At 64.2% G+C, this 4,038-nt stretch carries 3 protein-coding genes and 1 pseudogene; 1 reads left to right on the forward strand and 3 read right to left on the reverse strand.

Annotation, left to right across the window (positions count from 1 at the left end; translation table 11 throughout):
- Positions 1 to 192 precede the first annotated feature (192 nt).
- The gene (locus ACXJ7R_RS26655) at positions 193 to 1,509 is read left to right on the forward strand and encodes an NAD(P)H-dependent oxidoreductase (protein ID WP_457154438.1); all 1,317 of its coding nucleotides are present in this window, start codon (positions 193 to 195) and stop codon (positions 1,507 to 1,509) included.
- 4 nt (positions 1,510 to 1,513) lie between these two features.
- Here ACXJ7R_RS26655 and proC read toward each other — a convergent pair whose 3' ends face one another.
- From proC to ACXJ7R_RS26670, 3 genes and pseudogenes are all read right to left on the reverse strand, one after another.
- Positions 1,514 to 2,329, reverse strand: a complete 816-nt coding sequence (proC, locus tag ACXJ7R_RS26660; RefSeq protein ID WP_457154439.1) for a pyrroline-5-carboxylate reductase — start codon at positions 2,327 to 2,329, stop codon at positions 1,514 to 1,516.
- 79 nt (positions 2,330 to 2,408) lie between these two features.
- Entirely contained in the window at positions 2,409 to 3,734 is a 1,326-nt protein-coding gene (locus tag ACXJ7R_RS26665) for an O-antigen ligase family protein (protein ID WP_457154440.1), read from the reverse strand.
- Positions 3,703 to 4,038: pseudogene (locus tag ACXJ7R_RS26670) on the reverse strand (glycosyltransferase family 2 protein); the annotation flags it as partial. The pseudogene ACXJ7R_RS26670 and the gene ACXJ7R_RS26665, both read right to left, overlap by 32 nt.

A 4,038-nucleotide genomic window follows, 5' to 3' on the forward strand; every position in this document is an offset into this window, starting at 1 on the left:
CCAGAAATCGGGAATGACGAGCTATGTCAGGGTGGTCTGAACCCGGTTTCAATGGCTCGGAGATGGGTGGGAAGGTTGTTCTAACGCTGCATTGACGAGCGAGAAATTGCCGCCGGCTTGCGGTTTCATTGGCAAAAGGGGGCGATTCCCTGCTATTGCCGCCTCGAAATCGAGAAGCATGGACGCTCCCGCATGACCAATGTCGCCTTGACCGGGCTTGCCCGCGATCTCGCCAGCCGTGCCGCCGAGGGCCGCCCGGTACGCATCGGCGTTATCGGCTCGGGCGAGATGGGCACTGATCTGGTGACGCAAGGCATGCTGATGAAGGGCATCTCGGTCTGCGCCGTCTCGACACGACGCCCGCACACCGCGCGCGAGGCCATCCGTATTGCCTACGGCGATGAAGCGATGGCGGTCGAAGCCGACACCGCGTCGAAAGTCACCGGTGCCATCGAGAGCGGCAAGATCGCCATCACCTCCAATGAAATGCTGGTCACCAATCCGCTGATCGACGTCGTCATCGACGCCACCGGCAAGCCGGGCGTCGCCGCTGATTTCGACCTGATGGCGATGGAGCACGGCAAGCATCTGGTGATGATGAACGTTGAGGCCGACGTCACCATCGGCTGCTATCTCAAGCAGCAGGCCGACCGGTTGGGCGTCGTCTATTCGGTCGGCGCCGGCGACGAGCCGTCGAGCTGCATGGAGCTGATCGAATTTGCGTCCGCGCTCGGCTACACCATCGTCTCCGCCGGCAAGGGCAAGAACAACCCACTCAACCACGATGCTGTGCCGGACGATTATCGCGAGGAAGCGATCCGCCGCAATATGAACCCGCGCATGCTGGTCGAATTCGTCGACGGTTCGAAAACCATGGTCGAGATGTGCGCCATCGCCAACGCCACCGGGCTGGTGCCCGATGTCCCCGGCATGCATGGCCCGAGGGCCGATCGCGATGACCTCGCCAAAGTGCTCATCCCGCGCGAGGATGGCGGTCTGCTGTTGAAGAAAGGCGTCGTCGACTACACGGTCGGCAAGGGCGTCGCGCCCGGCGTCTTCGTCATCGTCGAGGCGACGCATCCGCGTATCATCGAGCGCATGGACGATTTGCATATCGGCCACGGCCCCTATTACAGCCTGTTCCGGCCGTACCATCTGACCTCGCTGGAAGTGCCGCTGACCGCTGCCCGCATCGTGCTTTTCGGCAAGCCCGACATGGTGCCGCTGCCAAAGCCGGTGGCCGAAGTGTGCGCCGTCGCCAAGCGCGATCTCGCCGCCGGCGAAACCTTCGATGCGATCGGCGAGACCTGCTATCGCTCCTGGACCATGACCACAGGTGACGCTCGCGCCCAACGCGCCGTGCCGGTCGGCCTGCTCGAGGGCGGCAAGGTGTTGAAGTCGGTCCGGAAAGGCGAACTGCTGAACGCCGACAATGCCGCGCCCGACCAGACCACGCGGCTGTTCGCCTTGCGCCAGCTGCAGGACGAGATGCTGTACGGAACGAACTGAGTTCTTACTTACCCAGTTCGATCGACCGCAGCCGCGCGGCCTCGACTGCCTGGACAAGCAGATTGGTGAGCCCGTCCTCCCGCATCAGCACGCCAAGCGCGGCTGCCGTCGTGCCGTTGGGGCTGGTGACCTGCTGGCGCAGAACGCCCGGTTCCTCGCCGCTTTCGGCGGCGAGCGAGGCAGCGCCGTAGACTGTCTGCATGGCGAGCAGCTTGGCGGTTGCCGTCGGCAGGCCAGCCTTCTCGGCGGCCACGGTCAGTGCCTCGATGAAATGGAAAATATAGGCCGGCCCCGATCCGGACACGGCGGTCACCGCATCCATCAGGCCCTCGTCGTCAATGGTGGCCACTTCGCCACTCGCCGACAATAGGTCGGAAACGAAACGCTTGGTGTCGTCGGAGACCAGTCGGTTGGAGAACACCACCATCATGCCCTTGCCGATGGCAGCGGGCGTGTTGGGCATGCAGCGCACAACCGGTGCGCGGCTGCCCAGGATTTCTTCGAAAGTGGCGGCCGGTGTCCCGGCAGCGATGCTGACGAAGGTGGTGCGGCCGTCGCCGAAGCGCTTGTAGGCGGCCGTCACGTCGCGGATCACTTGCGGCTTCACCGCGATGACGACGAGATCGGGAACGGCATCGGCTGGAATGCCGCCGGCATCGGCTGATGTCCCGCAGCCCAGCACTGCTGCTCGATTGCGTAGGTCGGCATTGGGCTCGACCACGAAGACCGCCGATGGTTGAAGCTTGCCGGATTTCAGCCAGCCCGAGAGCATGGCGTAACCCATATTGCCGCAGCCGGCGAGAACGAGCTTGATCGTCATGGAACCCTCCGAAGGAAGGCCTTCACATAGACGCTCGCGGTTCGGTGGGGAAGCCCCGTCAGGACGGACGAGAAGACCGCTAGCCGCGATCGGAATCCCGCACTGCCATGGGCCGCAGCGACACCTGTCTCAGCCCAAGCACGCCGAGCACGAAGAACAGCCAGACCGGGTCGCCTCGATGGAAGAAGAAGCTTTCGAGGAAGGCGTTGAGCGCCGTGAACAGCACCACCATCATGAAGAAGTCGCCGAGATAGATGTTTTCCTTGCGAAGCGGGATACGCATATAGTCGCGCAGCGGCGCGATGAGGAAGGTGTAGACCGCGACGCAAAGTGCCGGAATGCCCATCAGCACGGCGATGTCGAGATAGCCGTCATGGCCGTGCACGATGGTTCTGATGTCCCACGGTCGGTCGAAGGGCTGGTCCTGGTTGAGCAGCAGCGGCGTGCCCCAGAAGCTTTCATAGCCGTAGCCGGTCCATGGTCTCTTCGCCAGCATGCTGCCGGCGAACTCCCACAGCGTCGTGCGCCCGGTATAGGTGAGGTCGGGGAAATAGATCGCCGCCAGATGTTTCACCGGCGGCAGGAAGACGATGCCCAGCGTGCCGACCGCCGTGCCGATCATCGCCAGCGCAAACAGGACCGGCGTGCCAAGCCGCATCCCCATCAGGCTCGGCAGCACGACGATCAGGATCGAGAACGGCACCAGCCCGGCCGTCGTCTTGGAGCCGGTGTGCAGCATGAAGATCATCGCCGCGCAAAAGATCGCCGCCCCCCAAAGCCGCTGCCCGCGCCGGTAGAGGTACAGGCCGGCGAAGCTGAAACAGGCCATGATCGGGCCGGCGATGTTCTTGTGGGTGAACACGCCGCGCCACAGGCCGGCATGTTCGGGCTCCTGTGAGTCGGCGGTGTGCATGGCTTCGTGCGGAAAGACGATGAGGCCGAAATAGGACAGGCCCATGACCACGACGGCGGTGAAGATGATGACCTTTGAGAAAGCCTCGGCGTCGCGCGGCAAGACCAGTATCGTCGCCATCGTCAAAATGCCGATCAGCGTGAACGAGGCGGCACGCATCGCCGTGGGCGGGTCGGTTGCCAGCACCACCGACAGGAAAAAGAAACCGAGCATCAGCACCCAGGACGGGCTGAGCAGCGAGCGCACCACGCGCGGATCGGCGAAAGCCATCAGCGAGAAGATCGACATGGCGCCGAGCGAGCCGAAGCCAAGCTGGTTGACGATGTCGCCGCCTTCACCGGTCAGTTCGGCGCCGGCCGGCTGGAACGGCCGGAAGGACACCATGATGACGGTGAACAGCAGTGCTGCGATCGCGGTCGCCACGCCTTCGCGGGTGAATGCGGCGCTGAGCGGCGCGCGCTCAGTTTTTCTCAGGCTGGCGGTACTGCTCATTGGCATATCCGAATTCGGCCAGCACGCGGCCCAGCGCCACATGGACGGGGTAGATGGCGATCGCCGGCGATCCTGTCCGCGCCAGCCGGAGCATGCCGCGGAACGGCGAGGCGGCAAGCAGCGCCAGGCTCTTCAGCAACACCATGGCGCCGGCCAGCGGCGTGCCGGCGCGTTTCTTCTTTTCGACCAGTGTCGAGATCACGCCGTTGCGCAGGCTGCGGGCACGGATCCAGTCGGCTTCGAGGCGCCGGGCCGGAACGGTTTCACGCACTTGTCCCTCGGCGCACCAGCCCAGCACGAAGCC

Source organism: Mesorhizobium sp. P5_C1 (assembly GCF_054049815.1).